The following is a 20,419-nucleotide window of genomic DNA, read 5'->3' on the forward strand; positions in this document are numbered from 1 at the left end:
ATTAATTCCTACAGGACTTCATCATATATTAAATAGTGTTGTTTGGTTTGTATTTGGAGAATTTAATGGAGCTACAGGAGATTTAGGAAGATTTTTTGCAGGAGATCCAAATGCAGGTGTATTTATGACTGGATTTTTCCCTGTAATGATGTTTGGTCTTCCAGCAGCAGCACTTGCTATGTATACTACAGCTAAAAAAGAAAATAAAAAGGCAGTAGGAGGGGCTTTATTATCTGTAGCATTTACAGCATTTTTAACAGGAATTACAGAACCTATTGAATTTATGTTTATGTTCTTAGCTCCAGGACTCTATGCAATTCATGCAGTATTAACAGGGGTTTCATTGGCTGTGACCAATGTTTTAGGGATTCATCATGGTTTTGGTTTTTCAGCTGGGGCAATTGACTATGTAGTAAATATGGGATTAGCCACAAAAGGAATGTTATTAATACCTGTAGGTTTAGCATTTTTTGCGGTATACTATGTTATATTTGTTTTTGCAATCAAGAAATTTAATATTAAAACGCCAGGAAGAGAAGAATTAGAGGAAAATGGAGTAGATCTTACAAAGGTAGATGATTTAGATGGATTGGCGAAGGAATACTTGCTCGCTTTAGGAGGAAAAGAAAATATTGTAGAATTAGATTCTTGTATTACAAGATTGAGACTGACATTAAAGGATGCAGGAATAATTGATGAAAAAGCTCTAAAGGATCTTGGAGCATCAGGGGTACTAAAAATCAATGATAAAAACGTGCAAGTTATTGTAGGAACAAAGGTAGAAGTATTGTCTACTAAAATGAAGAAGCTGTTATAACAGCTTCTTCACTTAATCAATTTATGAATTTAAATAGGTTTGTAAATTTTATAAATGTATTTAACTTCATAGATAAAGAACAAGGAGAGGATCTCATGAAAGCCATTATCAATGGCAAAATCATTTTACAAGAAAGCATTTTAAATGATTGTATACTTTTATATAACAATAACATTATAGATATTGTTAAAGGAAATGATTTAAAGCAAATAGATCATGTAGAGAAAATGATAGATGCAAAAGGAAATTATGTATCTCCTGGATTGATTGATCTTCATATACATGGAGCAGCAGGCTTTGATACGATGGATGCCACTTTTGATGCAATAAATTCGATTTCAAAGTCTATTGTTAAAACAGGTGTAACATCCTTTTTACCCACAACAATGACTATGTCTAAAAAAGCTATAAAAAAAGCACTAGATAATATCAGAGATTGTATGCATAAAAAATTAGAAGGTGCAAAAGTTTTAGGTGCACATCTAGAGGGACCTTTTATTAGTGAAAAATATAAAGGGGCTCAAAATGAAAAATATATTATAAAACCTGAGTATGAGCTAGTGAAGCCTTATTTAGATCTATTAAAAATCATTACCTTTGCGCCGGAAAAAGATGAAAATAACATATTTATAGAGAAGATGAAAAACCATAAAAACATAAGGCTATCTATGGGACATACAGAAGCTACATTTGAACAAGCATTAAAAGCTATAGATCATAGTATTCATTATGTAACCCATACCTTTAATGGTATGACAGGGCTTCATCATAGAAGTCCTGGGGTTATAGGAGCATTATTTTCAAGGAAGATATTTTGTGAAATCATTGCAGATAAGATTCATGTTCATAAAGGCTTTTTTCAAGCTTTTATAGATATAAATAAAAAGGAATTTGTTATTTTAATCACAGATGCTATACGTGCAGGATGTATGCCCTCTGGAGAATATGAATTAGGAGGAAAAAAGGTGATTGTAGATAAAGAATCTGCAAGGCTTGAGGATGGAACCCTAGCAGGTAGCATACTTAAGTTAAATGAAGCTGTAAGGAATATTAGAGATCATACAAATTACAAATTAAACGAAATAATCAATATGGCAAGCTTGAATCCAGCAAAAGCTATAGGGATGGATCATCAATTAGGAAGCATCCAAAAAGGGAAATGTGCAGATTTAGTTATTTTTGATAAAAATATGAATGTGATAAATACCATAATAGATGGAAATATTGTATATGAGGTGAACACACATGAGGATCATTTGCGTTGAAGATTATAATCAAATGAGCAAAAAAGCTGCGAACATTGTAGCAAGTCAATTGATTTTAAAACCAAATAGTGTTTTGGGATTAGCTACAGGTGCTACACCCTTAGGAATGTATAGGCAACTTGTGAAAACCTATAAAGCTGGGCACATTGATTTTGAAGAAGTGACTACCTTTAATCTAGATGAATATTATGGTCTAAATAAGGAAAATGAACAAAGTTACTATTATTATATGTATGAGAATTTCTTTCAATATATAAATATAGATATGAAAAAAGTCAATATACCAAATGGTATGGCGAGAGATATTCATAAAGAATCTTTAGAATATGAAAGAAAGATTAGAAAATGTGGGGGCGTGGATTTGCAAGTACTGGGAATTGGTAGAAATGGACATATAGGATTTAATGAACCAGATATAAAGTTTGAAGCCCTTACTCATATGGTAAAATTAGATGAACAGACAATACAGGATAATTCAAGATTTTTTGATTCCATAGAAGATGTACCTACAAAAGCTATAAGTATGGGAATAAAAACCATTATGCACGCAAAAAAGATATTACTTTTAGCAAGTGGTAAAGAAAAAGCAGAAGCTATTTATGGCGCGATTTATGGAAAAATAACCCCTGAACTTCCTGCATCTGTTTTACAATTGCATCCTGATGTAGTTTTTGTTATGGATCAAGATGCTGCATCAAAATTAGATTTAGAAAAATTAAAGGAAGAATACTTGTAGGAGGATGAAAAATGTTTAACTTTTTTAATAGAAATAAGGAAATCGTATTAAAAGCTCCTTTTGAAGGAAAAATAGTAGATATTGAAGAAGTGAGTGATCCTGTTTTTTCAAGTAAAATGCTTGGAGAGGGTGTAGCTATAAAACCTACTAGTAATACGGCGGTTGCTCCTTGTGATGGAGAAATCACGCAAATATTTCCTACAAATCATGCTTTTGGAATAACTACAAAGGAAGGGTTGGAAATACTAGTTCATATTGGAATAGATACAGTAAATTTAAAAGGGGAAGGCTTTAAAAGACTTGTAGAAGTAGGAACGAATGTAAAAAAGGGAACAGCCATTATTGAAGTTGATTTAGAATATATAAAGCAATCAGGAAAAGAAAGTATAACGCCTGTTGTGATTACGAATATGGATCAAGTAGAAAGAATAGATAAAAATTTAAATGATCGTGAAGAAATTTTAAAAATAAAAATAAAAAAATAAAAAGCTATAGAAATCACCTTTTGTAACGTATAAGTATGAAGAAGGTGATTTTTTTTGTTAAGAGAAAAATTTTTAACTTATGCTGAATGAATTTATTTATGGATCAGGATTGTTTTTTTTTGTATATGAGTAGTTTTATATGACAAAAAAATACATAAAAATGTATAGAATATAAAAATAATACTTAATTATATTTTTTTTATACAAGATAATTGATTATTTATTCGAAAAATGATAATATTGGATCTGTGGAAAAATATTGTAAAAAATGTTATTTAAAACAAATATTTATATTTTTATACAATTATATAAAATGTTTATTTTATAAATTTGATTTGAATTTTAAAGAGAATAAATATTGGTACCTCTTGAGATTTAGATATGTAAGGAAATAAGCATTTCACAATAAATTATACATTAAATAGGGGGCTAATTTATGAAAAAAAATGTATCTATTGTATTAATTTTAACCTTAATACTTTCATCAGCATTAGTGGTATCCGCTGTAGATGATCTAAAATCATCAACTAAGACTGTCAGTAAAGAAATGATTAGTATGAATAATCTTGGACTACTTCAATGGGATAATCAAAAATTTACGACTCAATATGCAGCAAAGCAGCCAACTAGAATGGATATGGCAGTTATACTTTTAAGATTACAAGGAATTGAAGAAGAAGCAAAATCTTTTACAGGAACAGAGAATTTTTTAGATTCAAAATTAGTAACTAGGATAGAAGATAAGAACATACTTGCTTATATAAAGAAAAATCCTAAAACATGTTTACTTGTAGATGATGAGGAGCATTTCAGACCTAATCAACAGATAAAAGAACAGGAATTTTATAAGATTATTGTTAAATTACTTGGATATGAGGAAAATGTTGATTTTATAAACGAAGATGTAATAAAGTTTGCAAAATCAATTGAACTTAATCCTTCTGGAACAAATATATTTACAAATGATGACCTTGCTAAAGGACTTAATGATTGCTTAAAATCAAAAACAAAGAGTGGTCGTGAGTACTTTGAAGTTTTGTTAGAATCTGGATTTATGCGTGATTATAATACAAATAAGGAAGTACCAGAAGTACTTGTATTTGATGGAAAAACTCAGCCTATATTTAAATACAAGGATGTTATTTATGAAAAAGTATATGTGGAATCGCCCCAGGATACAGATCTTGATGGAAAACGTGATTTGATAGGGGTATGGATTAAAAGACCTGCTGAAACTGAAAAAGGAATGAAAGTTCCAGCTATATTTGAAGCAAGTCCATATCGTTGTGGAACAAATGATGATTTATATGTGACTCATAATGTGGATGTAGATTTAAAGGTAAGCCCACAGAGCAATAAAACTTATGACGATATAAAATATGTACCTAAGGAAAAAAAATTACCTGCTCCGAGAAAGGTTATGGGCAAAGCCAAAGATGCAAAGGTTGAGCCTTTTGATTTTGGAGGTTGGTATGATTATTTTTTACCACGTGGATATGCAGTAGTATTTTCAGGGGGAATAGGAACATTAGGATCTGAGGGGATTACGACTTGTGGTTCAGTTGATGAAACCATATCAACTGTTGCTGTAATAGATTGGTTAAATGGAAGAACTAAAGCATTTACAAATAAAACGGATAATATAGAAGTTCGCCCATACTGGTGCACAGGAAATGTAGGTATGTCAGGGCGCTCATACAGAGGAACATTGCCTATAGCTGCAGCAGCAACAGGAGTAGAAGGTTTAAGAACAATAGTTCCTATAGCAGCAATAAGTAATTGGTATGATTACTATAGATCAAATGGGGTATGTGTTCCAGCAGCTGGTTGGCAAGGAGATGATGCTGATTTGCTTGCAATATATTGTATGAGTAGAATGTTAGATCCTAAGGATTATGCAAAAGTAAGACAATTATTTGAAAAAAACATGAAACAGATGATGATAGATGAGGATCGTGCTACCGGTGATTATAATACTTTTTGGGATGAGCGTAATTATTTAAATAATGCAGATAAAATAAAAGCCAGTGTATTTATTGTACATGGTCTTAATGACTGGAATGTAAAAACGAAACAATTTGATGGATTGTGGAAAAAGCTTGAAGAGAATAATGTACCTCGCAAAATCATTTTACATCAAGGTGCACATATGAGTATAAATAATTTGGCAGGAATAGATTTTAATGACACAATCAATAGATGGTTTGATTATTGGCTTTATAATATAGACAATCAAGCAATGAAACATATTCCTACGGCAACTATACAAAATAATATAGATCTAAAGTGGGAGTCCTTTGACAATTGGCCTGTGAAAGCAGAAAATACTAAACTTTATCTTGATAATGAAGATGGATTAGGTAAATTAAACTTTAGTTCGGTTAAAAAAGGAGTAAAAGAAAAATTTATTGATGATTTATCCTTATCTGAATTTGATAGGAAGAATCCAGATTTTTCAAAATGGCTAGATACAATAGTAAAAAATCCTCAAAGCAAACGACCTGACCGTTTGTGTTATGTAAGTAAAGATCTTACAAAGGATATAAGAATAAGCGGAACTGTAAATGTTACCATTAAAGCTTCTATAAATCAGCCTACTGCAAATATAAGTGCGATGCTTGTGGATTATGGTTCTGAATACAGACCTACAACGGAAACAGAAGTTATAGTTCCAAATGGAATTGTATATGGAGGTAACGCAGGTTCAGAAGATATCATCAATTTTATTACGAGCAAGGAAAAGACAGATTATAAAGTTATTTCTCGTGGGTGGATGGATGCACAAAATCGTTTGGAAAACTATTGTGTAAGTCCTATAAAACCTGGACAAGAATATACCTTTAAGCTAGATATGCAGCCTATGGATTATACTGTTAAAAAAGGTCATAAACTTGGTTTAATCATATTATCTACAGATGCTGAATGTACAATAAGACCTTTGAAAGTTACAAACTTTATATTTAATACAAGTGAAAGCTTTATTGAAATTCCAGTTGCAAATGGTATGAATAAATGGTAATAAGTATTGCAAAAACCATAGAAGGAGGTGCTTGAATTGAATGTGAAACAAATGTCAAAGATCTCATTATCTCTTAAAGTTAAAATTATTTTAATAACATCCATGATTATAATGCTATCAAGTAGTATTATGGGTTGGATATTTTATAATAATACGTATTTACATACGACAAAGCTATTACAAGAAGAGGCTCTGAATATTGCAAAATCAGCTAATATGATAATTGATGGCAATGAATTTGAAAAACTTTCAAAATCTTTAAATCCCAAGGATCCATTTTACATCAATACAAGAAATAAATTGCAAAAATTAAATACCAGTATAGGGAATGGTATGTTATATGCAATTGTATCAAATGATTCTGAGAATTATACATATGTAGTTGATGGAAGTGCAACTGTAGAAATAGGATATGAACAAAAAAAATCTGATTTTGCGAAAGAGGTTGAAATGGCTTTTCAAACAGGGAAGGCATATACAAGTAAACCATATTATGTTGAAACCTTTAAAAAATATTACATATCAGCTTTTGTACCAATAGTAAACGCATCTAATAAAGTAGTGGGTGTAATGGAATATGACTTCGAAGGTAAAGAGCTTTCTCAAAAGATCAATGAATTAAAGATGATAATCCTTTTAAGTATGGTTGGGATCATTGTAATTTCCATAATAATAAACTCAATTGCGCTAAAGATCATGTTTAGACCAATAAATAAACTTGTAGAAGCAATAAACACCATCGCTAATGGAGATTTAACTTTATCCATTGATACCTCAAGAAAGGATGAAATAGGAAATATTAATATAGCTTTAAGTAAAACAGTAGCTTCTTTAAGAGATATGGTAGAAAAGATCAAAGTATCTTGTACAAAAGTTACAGAAGCATCCCAGGGGATATTGATCAGTTCGTCAGATACATCAAAGGCTTCAGAGGAAGTGGCTATATCTACCAATGAAATTTCATCTATATCTAATGAGCAAGTTATACAGACACAAAAAGTTAAAGATGTTTTAAATAAATTAGATGCTGATATCCAAAATGTTTTTAGTCAAATAAAGGATACGAATAAAATCGCATATAAAACATTAGAAGATGCTAATAATGGAACAGAGGTAGTCAAAGATACGAACAAAAAAATAGATCAAATTGAAGAAAGTATTCATAATGCAAATCTAGTGGTTACAGATTTAACACAGAATATGAGCAAAATACAAGGGATACTTACAACAATATCAAGTATTGCAGAGCAAACAAACCTTCTTGCACTTAATGCAGCTATAGAGGCTGCAAGAGCAGGAGAAAATGGACGAGGATTTGCAGTCGTTGCAGATGAAGTTAGAAAGCTTGCTGTAGAATCAAATACAGCAGCTAGTGAAATCGTAGCAATTATTACGTTTATGAATGAAGAAACAAATAAAGTTTTACAAGCTATTACAACTAGTATCAATAGAACACGGGAAGGGAAAGAATATACAGATCATGTAAGCAATACATTTGAAATAATAAAAAATTCAAATGTAACGATAGAAAATAAAACAGTTGAAACAGAAAACTCGGCTAGTAAAATAGTATCAAGTATTGCTAATATAAATGAAAATATGAATGAAATTGAAAAAGTATCAAAAATTATCGATTCAAATACTAGAAATTTAGCATCATCAACTGAAGAAGAAATGGCATCAGCGGAGGAGTTAAAGGTTATGTCTGAAGTCCTTAATAGAGAAGCTAAAATATTAAATGGATGTATTTCTAAATTTAGAATTTAAGAGATGGAATTTAATGATTAGTTGTAGGACATGAGGATCGTTATTAAAATTATATAAGAAAACAAGAAATCATCCCAAAGAAAGATATCTGAATGGGATGATTTTTTGGATATATAAAGTTTTACAAATGACTGTAAGGATTTTAACCGTATAAAGCTAGAGTTACTTTGAAAAACAATAAAAATAAGATATAATTCTTAATAGAATATGAAAATATTGCCAAGGGAGGTTCAGATATGTTAAATAAGTTGATTATAGAAGATGTATTATATAGTGCTTTAGCTACAGGGGGAGATTTTGCTGAAGTATTTGTAGAGGATAAATTTAATACAGCTCTTAATATGGTAGGAGGTAAAATTGAAAATGCCATATCAGGGAGGGATTATGGTGTAGGAATCAGAATATTTTATGGAACAAATAGCATTTATGCTTATACAAATGACTCCTCTAAAGAAAACTTAATAAAAGTAGCTAAAGAAGCAGCTAAGGCAGTGGGTTTTATAAAAAAAGATATAACCATGAATTTAATGAAAAATTTCATAAACAATAGCCATTTGATTCAACAATATCCAATAGATACTCATAAATCTAAAAAGGTAGAACTTATGAAAAAAGCTTATTATAGTGCAAAAGAATATGACAATATTATTTCTCAAGTAAAAGTAAGATATATGGATGAAGACCAAAAGGTCCTTATAGCCAATTCTGAAGGACTATTTGTTCAAGATAGAAGAGTAAGAACTAGAACAGCAATCAATGCAGTGGCTTCTAAAGATGGTGAGATGCAATCAGGAAATTGTGCACCAGGGGCCCACATGGGATTTGAGTTTTATGAAAAAATAAACATTGAAGATTGTGCTAAAGAAGCAGCAAGGATTGCAAAAACAATGGTAAATGCACAATATTGTCCTAGTGGAAAAATGCCTGTAGTAATAGACAATGGTTTTGGTGGAGTATTATTTCATGAAGCTTGTGGTCATGGGCTAGAAGCAACATCTGTTGCCAAAGGAACCTCTGTATTTGCAGGAAAAATAGGTCAAAAAATTGCATCAGATGTAGTAACAGCTATAGATGATGGAACTATTTTAAATGCATGGGGTTCTCAAAATATAGATGATGAAGGAATAGCCATGAGGAAAAATGTGTTGATTGAAAATGGAATATTAAAGGGATATATGATAGACAAGTTAAATGGAATAAAAATGGGTATGAGAAGTACGGGTTCAGGGAGAAGACAATCTTATAAGTATGCACCTACATCAAGAATGACAAATACCTATATACAAAATGGCAAGTCCACCTTTAAAGAAATCATAGAGGGAACAGAATATGGATTATATGCTAAAAAAATGGGAGGTGGCTCTGTTAATCCAGCCACAGGAGATTTTAACTTTGCAGTGATGGAAGGGTATATCATAAGAAATGGAAAGATATGTGAACCCGTAAGAGGAGCAACTTTAATAGGGAATGGACCTGAAACGTTAAAGAAAATAGATAGGGTAGGAAATAATTTAGCACATGGGCAAGGCATGTGTGGTTCATCTAGTGGCTCTATACCTGTAAATGTAGGGCAGCCTGTAATAAGAGTTGAAGCTATGACTGTAGGAGGAAGAAAGGAGGAAGAATAATGGATTATAGAAAAATAATAAAAACTCTATTTGATCAAGGGAAAATTAAAGGGTTTGAAGATATGGAAGTTTTCATTCAAAAGGATAAAAGTCTTAATTTAAAAGTTTTCAAAAAAGAGATAGATAACTTTAGCAGATCTGATGAAGGAGGATTATCCTTTAGAGGAATCTATAATGGTAAGATGGGCTATTCATATACGGAAAAGATAGATGTGGATTCAGTAGAGCTACTTATTTATGAAGCTATAGAAAATAGTAAAGTAATAGATAGTCATGATGAAGAGTATATATTTGAAGGCTCAAAGGAATACAAAAAGATAAATAACTTCAACGAAGATTTAGCAAAAATAGAGATAGAAGATAAAATTGATTTTTTAAAGAACTTAGAAAAACATGCTTTAGCATTAGACCCTAGAGTGGACGCTGTGAATTATTGTTCATATGGGGAAGAAGAAAGCTATACCCTTTTAGTGAATACGAAGGGACTTGATTTAGAAAATAAAAGCAATATTGCATATTCCTATCTTTCTGTTGTTGTAAAAGAAAATGATGACATAAAAACAGCCTATAAATATATATTATCTAATGATTTTTCAAAATTTGATCATAAGAAATTATCTGAGGAAGCTGTAGAAGAAGCTTTATCCCTTCTTGGAGCAAAAAGTATAAAATCTAATGATTATCCCGTTGTAATTAGAAATAATACTTTTGCAAATATACTTAAAGCATTTAGTCCTATATTTAATGGAGAAAATGTAGAAAAAGGCCTATCTCTTTTAAAGAATAAAATAAATAAAGAAATAGCAGATCAAAAGATTACTATTGTAGATGATCCTTTTTATAAGGAAGGGATAGCCTCATCTTTTGATGGAGAAGGAGTGGCTACGAAATATAAAAAAGTTGTAGATAATGGCATTTTAAAAACATATCTTCATAATTTAAAAAGTGCGAAGAATGCTAAAGTTGCGTCAACAGGAAATGCTTATAAAGGGTCCTATAAAGGGACTGTATCTATAGCTCCTAGCAATATGTATGTTGAAAAAGGGGATAAAAGCTTAGAGGAAATATTAAAAACTATAGATGAAGGGTTAATGATTATAGATGTTCAAGGTCTACATTCTGGATTAAATACAGTATCTGGCGATTTTTCACTATCGGTGACAGCTTACTTTATAAAGGATGGTAAAATAAAAAAACCTGTAAATGGAATTACTATGTCAGGAAATTTTTTCGAGCTATTAAAGAATATTGAAGAGATTGGAAATGACTTATTCTTTACTATGCCATCAGCAGGAGCTATAGGGTCTCCTTCTATTAAAGTTAAAAAACTTTCTATTGCAGGAGAATAGAAGTTTTTGAAAAGACATTTATTGTTCTTATATTGCGCTAGACTGATGTATTAACGCCTTCGGGCGTTTTCTTTTTTGTTTATCTTTATTTTTACATAATAAAGGGTAGTATTTATAGGACAACTAGAAATACATTAAAAATAGTTGATACGTTAATTTTATTGTAATTAAATGCATTAAAAGAAACATATTAGTAATAGAAGAGAGGATTTTTTGTATTGATCAGAAAATATAATAAGTAAAGGAAATAACATTTAGATAAAATAAGGGGGTATTGTGAATGATAGAGAGCAATTATTATGCACAAAAACTAAATTCACAGAAGCTGTTTCAAGTGTATGAAACTAAAATTCCTAGAGTACAACAGTATTTAGATTCAGAAATCTCTTTTGTTAGAGAGCATCTGACAGGAAACGAGAGAGTTTTGGAATTAGGTGCAGGTTATGGACGCATCGTAAAGGAATTATCAGGTAATTGTAAATCAATTGTTGGAATTGATATTTCCGATGAAAGTGTTTCGTTGGGAAAAGAATATCTAAAGGATAGTCCTAATGCAGAAATTATGACCATGGATGCACATAATCTTACATTTCAAGAAAAGTTTGATGTAATACTTTGTCTACAAAACGGTTTGTCTTCAATGAAAGTTACATCGTCGGATGTAATTGAAAAGATTTTGGGAATGGTTGTGAGCGGTGGAAAAGTTTATTTTAGTACTTACAGTGAAAAATTTTGGGCGTATCGACTAATGTGGTTCAAAGAGCAGGCTCAGAAGGGGTTACTAGGTGAGATTGATTTAGACAAAACAAAGGATGGTGTTATAATTTGTAAAGATGGTTTTAAAGCAATTACGCATACAGTAAAAGATTTAGAAATGATTGGATGTTTATCTGGACATGATTACCAAATTCAAGAGACAGATGAGTCAAGTGTTTTTCTAATTATTCACAAAAAGTAGATTGTTTATAAACTTCCCAGTTATAGCATAGTGAAACTGGGAAGTTTTCATTGTAATTATATAAAAGATTTGAAATCAGGTGCATATTTGGTAGGAAGGAATTCCATAATTTCATAGCTAGCGATTTTTTCTCTGTAAAAGGGGTCTTCTTGTAGAATCGTATTAACTTCATTAAGATCTTGAGCATTACAAAGAATGATTCCACCTGTACGTGGATTTTTTCTTCCAGAACAAATAAAGTTTCCAGTGTTATAGTATTTGTCTAGGAATGCTATATGATTAGACAAATATTTTTCTACTTCCATAATAGGTTTAATATAGGTAAGATTTAGTATAAACATATTGATTTTCTCCTTTAAATAGTTTATTATAATAATGACTGTAGTCGGTGACTATGGTCATTATTATACACTTGTAATGAAAAGGAGTCAAGGAATAAATATGATGAGAAAAGAAAAAGCTGCTCTTACGAAAAATAAGGTATTTGAAACTGCTATTGAACTAATTAAAGAAAAAGGATATGACAATGTGACTGTAAGTGAGATCTGTAAGAAAGCGGGGGTTGCAAAGGGGACTTTTTATGTTCATTATAAATCTAAAGAAGATATTATCAAAGAAAGTTACTATTCTGATATGGGTCAGTTTGTTTTAAAACAATATAAAAATTTAATTTCACAAGATGAAAATATGAGTGTTAAGGATAAAATAGAAAAATTTCTTATAGCAGAACTTATGTTTACTAATCATGCAGGATATGAAATGACATGTCGGGCTTATGTGAGTAATTTAGCAGAATGTATATCTCAAGATAGCAAACATTTTGAGAGACGAGGATTTACTAAAGAGTTAAAAGTGTTAATTTTAGAAGGGATTAATCAAAAGGCATTTGATACAGAGCAAGAAGGAGAAGAAATATTTTTATATCTAGAAAGTCTTGTAAGAGGGCTTATGGCTTCATGGTGTTTTTCAAATGCAGAATTTGATATTGTGAAAAAAGGAGAAACATATATTAGAGAAATTTTAAAAAAATTATGAGTATAATAGGCATTGACTGATTTTTTATATTATAGTAAAAAATAGCATGTAGTTCTCCTATCAACTAGATAAAATAGAAATGAATCTAATCAAGGAAAGAGGAAGAAGCGTAATGAAAAAAATATTTATAAGTAGCATAGGTGTTGCATTTTTTTTAGCTGTATATTTTTTTTGTTCCCACTATATATCGTCAATAGGTATTTCTGACGAACAAGAATTAATCAATTTTATTTCTAAGAAAGAGAAGGTTGAGCAAGTGAACATTTTGGCAACTAAAATACAAGATGAATTTTTAGCCGTCTATTATAATAACGGAACGAAGAATCATCTCATTGTTTTAAAAAAAGATAGTATTTTTTCTAATAGATACGAGTACTTTGGGGGTGCCTCTAGTTCTTTTCAATTTGATACCTTTAATTTTGGACAATCATCTTCATGGGGATTGATCATTGTATATGGTAATAATATAGATTTAAAAGCTAATTCTTACAAGTTTTATAGTAGTGGAAATACCTATACAAAGCAAAAACTTGAAAATTATGTATTAGATATATACAAGATAGAAAATACTTCAGATATTACGAGTGATGGATGTGTATATGATAAAAATGGAAATAAAATATATGAGTTCTAATTGTTACTTTATAAAAATAAAAAATATATTTGATAAATGCTAAAAATTGGTATAATATTATAAAAAAGGCAGAAAGATAGAATATCCATGGGGACAAAAGGTAATTAGATTTTATAACCCTGATTTGTACATCATAAAAGTTGGGGAAATGATAAAAAGAATAATATTTGAAAAGGGAGGTTTATCAAATGGCATTAAGAAATATTCGAATTTTAGGCGATGATATATTAAGGAAAAAATGTAGGCAGGTAGAAAAGATAGATGAGAGAACTTTAACTTTGCTGAAAGATATGGAAGATACATTGTATAGTACAGAAAATGGAGCTGCGTTAGCAGCACCACAGGTGGGGGTTTTAAAAAGAGTTGTTGTGATAGATATGGGTGATGGAATCATATATCTAATTAACCCGGAAATAATTGAAGTTGAAGGAACACAACAGGTTGTAGAAGGATGCTTGAGCATTCCGAATAAATGGGGCAAACTAATAAGACCTAAAAGGGTAAAAGTAAAAGCATTGAATGAAAAAGGAAAAGAATTTATAGTGAATGGAAAAGGAGATTTAGCAAAATGTTTATGTCACGAAATTGATCATCTAGATGGAGTACTCTTTATAGATAAAGTAACAGAGTTCATATAAGAATAATATGAAACATAGTGAAGTAAATGCATATACTCCTAATTACGAAAATAGTAGCTTTTCAAATATAACTGGGGCTACTATTTTGATATTTTATCTATGAGAAAATACATTGTACAATATAGGGAATATGAAGGATTGTCTTGTTTGTATTGGGAACATATTATAAAAAAATACTTATGGTATTGTCAGCAGGATATTTTATTGCTTGCATTATTAGACATTGTAACAAAAGAAAATGAATCTAATTTGTAGTAATGATAATATACATTCATAAAACAATGTATATCAGGGGGAATTATATAATCTATGAGTGGGAGGGAATATAGTGAGTATTACATCAGAATGGAATTTAAAACAAAAACGATTAAAAGAAACAATAAGGAAATTCGAAAAGTTTGATGAAGCCAAGAAATTATTTCTTTCTATGCATGGATCAGTACATTTTGCAAAAGTAAGCAATTTAAATGAACTGACTATTATCGATAGGCTTATGACTGGATTACAGAAAAGAGATTATGCTATTATGCCAACAGATAAAGATGTTACTATTGCTTGGAATATTTGGCATATTACGAGAATTGAAGATTTAACGATTAATATTTTAGTAGATCAATCGGAGCAAGTGTTAAATAGTGATTGGCTTAAAAGGTTAAATATTGATATAACTGATACTGGTAATGCAATGACAGATGATGAAATAATGAATTTCAGCAAAAGCATTAATATAGAGGAATTACTAAGATATAGAGTTGCTGTTGGGATACAAACACAAAAGATTTTGTCGTGTTTAAAATTTGAAGATACTAAACATAAAATTGAAAAGAAAGATACAGAGAAGATATTAAATGAGGGTGGTGTATTGAGTCATCCAGATTCTATTTGGTTATTAGATTATTGGGGAAAAAAAGATATAGCAGGTATTATTTTAATGCCAATTACAAGACATCAAATAATGCATTTAAATGATTGCTTTAAGTTAAAACAGTCAATCGATAGGAAAAAAACATTTTATAGAATTTAAATATAATTTTCGGCTTGATCAAATACGCAATTTTTTTATTTTTTAGATGTTGAGAATGTTTATTAGAGAAAGGATGAAGATGAAAGATGTTAAATCAGAACGGATTGTTGATGATATAAGGTTTTACCCATGAAACTAAAGATTGAGGAAATAGGATAAACATAATTTATAGTAAAGGGTAGATCACATTGTTTTTATAGTACGTATTGAATGAAACTAAAATAGTTTATGGTAAATCAAGATGAGTTGATTGAATTTTTGTGGCATTGACAAAATATACTGACTGGTTTATTATATAGTAAATAGCTTTTATGGAGGAAATATATAATGAAATCAACTAAAGGTGAACAAGCAAAACAGCATTTAATAGAAATAGCTGCTAAACTTTTCTTAAGAAAGGGATATGCAAATACAGGAATAAATGATATATTGCAGGAAGCTGATATGTCAAGAGGGTCTTTTTATTTTTATTTTTCTAGTAAAAAAGAACTTGGAATTGAAGTAGCAAACTATTACGGAAAGACAATACTTCTTAATTGGTTAGAACCTCTATCAAATAATCCTTGGAATATATTTATAAACAAGATGGTAGCTGATATAAAAAGTTCAGTATCCGAAGGTAATTACTTTGGATGCCCAATAGCTGTATTAGGTTTAGATATGACATTCATTGAGAATAATTCTTCAAATGCATATGCAAATGGAATTACAAAACTAATTAATATTTTTTCACACTCTTTACAAGTATCTGGATTAACAAAAGAGGAAGCCAATACAATTGCAAGAAAAGCCTTTGCTCTTTATGAAGGATACATACTTTGTTATAGAATAAGCAAAGATGAAAGTGTCTTTGATTACATTCTTGAAGATTTATTGTCATTAGTATAATTAATAAATTTTTAGCTGATTTTATTTGAAATATAGTTGTATTAACTATATATTTCTAGGAAGTTATTTTTTATGTTCGATAAACTGACCAGTCTATTATGGTAAAATAAGGAGGAAAGAATGATGAATTTAAAAGAATGTATAATAACGAGGAGGAGTATACGAAAGTATAAAAAAGACGACATATCCGATGAACTAATACATGATTTGCTTGATTGTGCTAGATTTGCTCCTTCTCCGTGTAATGCTCAACCTTGGCGTTTTAAAATAATTAAAGATTGTGAAACAAAACAATTATTATCTCAAGCATCATTTAACCAAAAACATATTGCAGAGGCTCCAGTAGTAATTGTATGCTGTGGGAATATAAATGATTATATTATAGGATCTTTATCTGGCAATGAGGAACTTTATAACTTAGATATGATTGATAATAACTTTTATAAAATGCTCAAGTATAGAACCGATGGTCTTAAAAATGTGCAAGTAGAAAAATTAGTTTCAGAAGTTTCCTTTAATGTGGCCATAGCAGTTGAACATATTGTATTGAGAGCAGTTGAACTTAGTCTTGGCAGTTGTTGGGTAAAGGCAGTGGATGAGAGAAAAATTAGAGAAATATTTAATTGGAATGATAATATAAAATTTGTAAATCTACTAACTTTAGGTTATCCAGATGAGGAACCAAAGTCGATAAAAAAGCTATCTATTCAAGACATAATATTATAGACTATAAATAATAATTATACATTTCAAGTTTAGTACATTATTTAAATAGTTGTAACGAATTTGTAGTATAGGATTCAGAATCTCCTTATATTGCGTATTGAATACAAATTAAATTGAAATTGCAACTAAATCACCCTCTTCTTAATTTATATAAGGAAAAGGTGATTTTTTGCGTTATAGGATATACCGCTGTAGAAAAACGAAGGGTAGCTTTGATATAATGGTGTAGAGGTGTTATATTTAATATGAAAAAATAAAATTCATATCATACAATTGTAAAATATTGCGAATTTTATTCGTGTTAAGCGAAGGAGGAAATAAAAGGTGAAATTAAAAGTTTTAGTAGATAATAATACATACATTGACCAATATTATTGTGGAGAACCGGCTGTTTCGTATTATATTGAAGATGAGGAAACTAGCTTACTATTAGATGTAGGATATTCTGATTTATTTCTAAGAAACGCAACTGCATTAGGTGTAGATTTAGAAAATATAAGTACTATTGTTATTTCACATGGTCACGACGACCATACAAGAGGGTTAAAATATTACTTTGAACAAAAACATGAAAATAGTATTTCTATCATTGCTCATCCAGATGCATTTAAAGAAAAAATAATAGATAATTTAAAAATTTGTTCTCCTATTTTAGAAGAAGAACTAAAAGGAAAATGTAATTTGATTCTTTCGAAAGAACCTATTAAAGTTAGTAAACATATAACTTTTTTAGGGGAAATACCTCAGATAAACGACTTCGAAAATAGAAAGCCTATTGGTAAACAAATTGTCGGTGAAGCTGCAGTTGATGATTATGTAATAGATGATACAGCCCTTGTATATAAAAGTGAAAATGGCATTTATATTATTACAGGATGTTCTCATAGTGGTATATGCAATATAATAGAATATGCAAAAAAAGTATGTAAAGATGATAGAGTATTGGGAGTTATAGGAGGATTTCATTTATTTGAGGTGACTGAACAGGTTAATAAAACTATCGATTATCTAAAACAGAATAATTTAAAGGAATTATATCCCTGCCACTGCACTTCATTTGCTGTTAGAGCAGAAATACATAAAACTTTGCCTGTAAAAGAAGTTGGAGTAGGTTTAGAAATAAACTGGTAAAAGTATACGAAATGAACTCTTATTATAGTAATGTATAATATTCTTATATGACGAATTAAAAATTATTTATATAATTGGAGGAAAAGGATGAACAGATTGAAATTAGTTTTACCCACACCAGAGTATAAAGAAAAACTTATGGATTATAAAAGAGAATTTATTGAAAGTGGAGATAGTATGGATGGTACTGCGGGCTTGAGAAATGCTGAAATTTTTGAAGAATGGTATAGTGCATTTTGCGATAATTTAAAAGAAGAAACTGTAAGAGACGGTTTAGTTCCTGCAACTACATATATGGCTATTTCTACGGAGGACGGCCGTTTAATTGGTATGGTTGATATTAGACATAGGTTAAATAATTATTTGCTAAATTTAGGCGGACATATAGGCTATAGTGTTAGAAAATCAGAAAGACAACAAGGATATGCAACTGAAATGTTATCATTAGCTTTAATAGAATGTGTAAAATTAAATATTAAAAAAGTTCTAATTACTTGCGATAGAGATAATATTGCATCGGCAAAGACCATAATAAATAATGGTGCAGAATTGGAAAATGAAATCCCAGAAGGAAACCGAATTACACAAAGATATTGGATAACTTTAGGTTAAGGTTATATTATATAAGAAGGGGGTGATTTTAATATCTAATACTTCTACTAAAGGTTGTTCCTTGTTTTCCTTTACAATTTCAATAGTGCCTATGCTTGTAGTTGATTATAGCTTTTATCATGAAGCTCAAGGCTACACTGTGATAGGATGTAAATACCTTTAAAGGTAGGAAATAGTTAAAAATTCTTGATAGATGCTAAAATTTGGTATAATATTATAGAGGTGTTGTCTGTAAGATTGTAAAAAAGATAAAATATATACTACACAATAGTATAATATTACGATGTAAAAATTGAAATAAAAATATGGATTGAATAAGAAAATCCCAAAATACAAGGAGTTGAGAAAATGGTTCAATCAATTATTCATATAGCTTTAGTTGTGAAAGATTATGATGAGGCAATCGAATTTTATACGAAGAAGCTTAATTTTACATTAATTGAAGATACGTATCAGCCTGAACAAGATAAACGGTGGGTAGTAGTATCCCCACCTGGTTCAGTGGGAACTACTATATTACTTGCAAGAGCATCTAAACCTGAACAAGAGTCATTTATAGGTAACCAGTCAGGTGGTAGAGTTTTTCTATTTTTAAACACTGATGATTTTTGGAGAGATTATAATGAAATGATTTCAAAAGGTATAGAGTTTGTGAGAGAGCCAAAGGAACAACCTTATGGAATAGTTGCAGTATTTAAGGATTTATATGGGAATTTATGGGACTTGGTAGAACTGAAAGAGGGTCATCCAGTTTTGAAACGAATTAAGTAGCCTGTTAATAAAAGAACAATATTCTTAAGATATGTGATACATGTCATTCACCAAAATGAGAAAGGACGTTTAATTCTCCTAAAAAGCTTTAGTTAAGATGGTATTATTTATCATATGAGATATTAAGCTAGTAGTTTTTATTACGGATAATAAAACAAATTGGGGGGATAATTGATAAGAAATGAAAAAAATTGAAGATATCTTATTTATAGTTACTTTAGCATTATTTTTTGTGGTATTTATGTTTTATAGGCATAATGCTATAGCTATTTGTATGGTATCAGCTTTATTGTGGATAAATGTGATTATTACAATATTAAGAATAATAAAAATTAATCTTCCAAAACCTCATTATTATATACATAAACCTGTTATATCTAAATATCTAAGAGGGGTTATTGTGATTATTTCTATTATGCTATTAATTAAATATGTGTTTCTAATGGCTACTAAAGAATATCATAAAGAATTTGATGGATTTATTTTTATATTTACTCCATTGATATTATTGAATCTTCTAAATGATGATAGAAGAATATATTTTTATGATGAAGGAATAGTGTGGTGTGGTAAAGTATTGGAATTTAGTAATATACAATCTTTTCAATGGAAAGAAGAAGTAGATTATAAGCTCAATATTTATTATGAAGGTACAGAGTATAATATAAAAGTACCTGTAACCAAATTTGAGTGTGTAGATAAAATATTAAAAGCTAATATCAATTAGTAAGACAAAGAAAAGGACGGTTCTGTTGTATTGAAAGAATACAAGGGAACTGTCCTTTTGTATATAGTACACTTGAACAAGAAAGGAAAAAACTTTTTAAAACAGATAGAGAATTGAAGCAATATAAGATAAATTAACCTTGACAGATTCAAATAATAAGATCATTTTACAAATTTTTAATAATTGTACTTATAAATTTTATAGTGATT

At 29.8% G+C, this 20,419-nt stretch carries 20 protein-coding genes; 19 read left to right on the forward strand and 1 reads right to left on the reverse strand.

Features of this window, described 5'->3' with window-relative positions:
• The 9 genes from N4A57_RS01990 to N4A57_RS02030 all read left to right on the forward strand — a co-directional run.
• The coding region (locus N4A57_RS01990; RefSeq protein WP_293655769.1) for a PTS transporter subunit EIIC at positions 1-817 on the forward strand (817 nt) is incomplete at its 5' end.
• A 95-nt stretch (positions 818-912) separates the two neighbouring features.
• Complete coding sequence (nagA, locus tag N4A57_RS01995) at positions 913-2,082, forward strand: N-acetylglucosamine-6-phosphate deacetylase (RefSeq protein ID WP_293655770.1); 1,170 nt, start codon at positions 913-915, stop codon at positions 2,080-2,082.
• The gene (gene nagB, locus N4A57_RS02000) at positions 2,063-2,818 is read left to right on the forward strand and encodes a glucosamine-6-phosphate deaminase (RefSeq protein ID WP_293655771.1); all 756 of its coding nucleotides are present in this window, start codon (positions 2,063-2,065) and stop codon (positions 2,816-2,818) included. The genes nagA and nagB overlap by 20 nt, the downstream gene beginning before the upstream one ends.
• 11 nt (positions 2,819-2,829) lie before the next feature.
• Positions 2,830-3,303 carry a PTS sugar transporter subunit IIA gene (locus N4A57_RS02005; RefSeq protein WP_293655772.1) on the forward strand — a complete coding sequence of 158 codons (474 nt, stop codon included), beginning with the start codon at positions 2,830-2,832 and terminating at the stop codon, positions 3,301-3,303.
• A 436-nt stretch (positions 3,304-3,739) separates the two neighbouring features.
• Positions 3,740-6,322 carry a Xaa-Pro dipeptidyl-peptidase gene (locus N4A57_RS02010; protein ID WP_293655773.1) on the forward strand — a complete coding sequence of 861 codons (2,583 nt, stop codon included), beginning with the start codon at positions 3,740-3,742 and terminating at the stop codon, positions 6,320-6,322.
• 42 nt (positions 6,323-6,364) lie between these two features.
• Positions 6,365-8,089 (forward strand): methyl-accepting chemotaxis protein, encoded by a 1,725-nt coding sequence (locus tag N4A57_RS02015; RefSeq protein ID WP_293655820.1) that lies wholly within the window; start codon positions 6,365-6,367, stop codon positions 8,087-8,089.
• Between the two features lie 236 nt (positions 8,090-8,325).
• A complete protein-coding gene (locus N4A57_RS02020; protein WP_293655774.1) occupies positions 8,326-9,717 on the forward strand; it encodes a TldD/PmbA family protein in 1,392 nt (463 codons plus the stop codon).
• The gene (locus N4A57_RS02025; protein WP_293655775.1) at positions 9,717-11,066 is read left to right on the forward strand and encodes a TldD/PmbA family protein; all 1,350 of its coding nucleotides are present in this window, start codon (positions 9,717-9,719) and stop codon (positions 11,064-11,066) included. The genes N4A57_RS02020 and N4A57_RS02025 overlap by 1 nt, the downstream gene beginning before the upstream one ends.
• A gap of 280 nt (positions 11,067-11,346) precedes the next feature.
• Entirely contained in the window at positions 11,347-12,024 is a 678-nt protein-coding gene (locus tag N4A57_RS02030) for a class I SAM-dependent methyltransferase (protein WP_293655776.1), read from the forward strand.
• 56 nt (positions 12,025-12,080) lie between these two features.
• Here N4A57_RS02030 and N4A57_RS02035 read toward each other — a convergent pair whose 3' ends face one another.
• Positions 12,081-12,365, reverse strand: coding sequence for a YciI family protein (locus tag N4A57_RS02035; RefSeq protein WP_293655777.1), 285 nt, complete (start codon positions 12,363-12,365; stop codon positions 12,081-12,083).
• A 100-nt stretch (positions 12,366-12,465) separates the two neighbouring features.
• Here N4A57_RS02035 and N4A57_RS02040 point away from each other — a divergent pair, with 100 nt between their 5' ends.
• From N4A57_RS02040 to N4A57_RS02085, 10 genes are all read left to right on the forward strand, one after another.
• On the forward strand, positions 12,466-13,059 hold the full coding sequence (locus N4A57_RS02040; protein ID WP_293655778.1) for a TetR/AcrR family transcriptional regulator: 594 nt from the start codon (positions 12,466-12,468) through the stop codon (positions 13,057-13,059).
• A 112-nt stretch (positions 13,060-13,171) separates the two neighbouring features.
• Positions 13,172-13,693 (forward strand): hypothetical protein, encoded by a 522-nt coding sequence (locus N4A57_RS02045; RefSeq protein WP_293655779.1) that lies wholly within the window; start codon positions 13,172-13,174, stop codon positions 13,691-13,693.
• Between the two features lie 188 nt (positions 13,694-13,881).
• Positions 13,882-14,331: a peptide deformylase gene (gene def / locus N4A57_RS02050; RefSeq protein WP_293655781.1), complete on the forward strand. Its 450-nt coding sequence runs from the start codon at positions 13,882-13,884 to the stop codon at positions 14,329-14,331.
• Positions 14,332-14,659: 328 nt separating this feature from the next.
• The gene (locus tag N4A57_RS02055; protein WP_293655783.1) at positions 14,660-15,355 is read left to right on the forward strand and encodes a DinB family protein; all 696 of its coding nucleotides are present in this window, start codon (positions 14,660-14,662) and stop codon (positions 15,353-15,355) included.
• A 327-nt stretch (positions 15,356-15,682) separates the two neighbouring features.
• Positions 15,683-16,243 carry a TetR/AcrR family transcriptional regulator gene (locus N4A57_RS02060; protein ID WP_293655785.1) on the forward strand — a complete coding sequence of 187 codons (561 nt, stop codon included), beginning with the start codon at positions 15,683-15,685 and terminating at the stop codon, positions 16,241-16,243.
• Between the two features lie 123 nt (positions 16,244-16,366).
• Positions 16,367-16,969: a nitroreductase family protein gene (locus tag N4A57_RS02065; RefSeq protein WP_293655787.1), complete on the forward strand. Its 603-nt coding sequence runs from the start codon at positions 16,367-16,369 to the stop codon at positions 16,967-16,969.
• A gap of 324 nt (positions 16,970-17,293) precedes the next feature.
• Positions 17,294-18,100 (forward strand): MBL fold metallo-hydrolase, encoded by an 807-nt coding sequence (locus N4A57_RS02070; protein WP_293655789.1) that lies wholly within the window; start codon positions 17,294-17,296, stop codon positions 18,098-18,100.
• Between the two features lie 87 nt (positions 18,101-18,187).
• The gene (locus tag N4A57_RS02075; protein ID WP_293655791.1) at positions 18,188-18,712 is read left to right on the forward strand and encodes a GNAT family N-acetyltransferase; all 525 of its coding nucleotides are present in this window, start codon (positions 18,188-18,190) and stop codon (positions 18,710-18,712) included.
• Between the two features lie 348 nt (positions 18,713-19,060).
• Positions 19,061-19,483: a VOC family protein gene (locus tag N4A57_RS02080; RefSeq protein ID WP_293655793.1), complete on the forward strand. Its 423-nt coding sequence runs from the start codon at positions 19,061-19,063 to the stop codon at positions 19,481-19,483.
• Between the two features lie 181 nt (positions 19,484-19,664).
• A complete protein-coding gene (locus N4A57_RS02085) occupies positions 19,665-20,210 on the forward strand; it encodes a hypothetical protein (RefSeq protein WP_293655795.1) in 546 nt (181 codons plus the stop codon).
• Positions 20,211-20,419: the final 209 nt, after the last annotated feature.

Origin of the sequence: Anaeromicrobium sp. (genome assembly GCF_025210435.1) — a bacterium.
Classification (GTDB): Bacteria; Bacillota; Clostridia; order Peptostreptococcales; family Thermotaleaceae; genus Anaeromicrobium.